The organism is Rappaport israeli (genome assembly GCF_001888055.1).
Classification (GTDB): Bacteria; Pseudomonadota; Gammaproteobacteria; order Cardiobacteriales; family Cardiobacteriaceae; genus Rappaport; species Rappaport israeli.
In genome coordinates, this window is record NZ_LXHZ01000055.1 from 1 (window position 1) to 235 (window position 235).

The 235-nt window shown below is 50.6% G+C and carries 1 protein-coding gene; it reads right to left on the minus strand.

Features of this window, described 5'->3' with window-relative positions:
- Positions 1–38: 38 nt before the first annotated feature.
- A partial coding sequence (locus tag A5N84_RS09315; protein ID WP_143324921.1) for a DNA polymerase occupies positions 39–235 on the minus strand: 197 nt, incomplete at its 5' end.

Sequence of the window (235 nt, forward strand, 5' to 3'; positions counted from 1 at the left end):
CAAAGACCAAACCAAAACCAATGGCAAGACCAATCTAATTAGTGTGCTTCGTCCCAATTATCCCCTATGCCTGCTTCGACGATGAGGGGGATATTTAGGGGGTGGGCGTTTTGCATGCGCTGGATGATGTCGCTTTGGAGGGGGGCGATGCTGTCGGTTTGGATTTCAAAGACTAGTTCGTCGTGAACTTGCATGATGAGGTTTAGGCGTGGTCGGTGTGGTAGTGGTGGTCGAT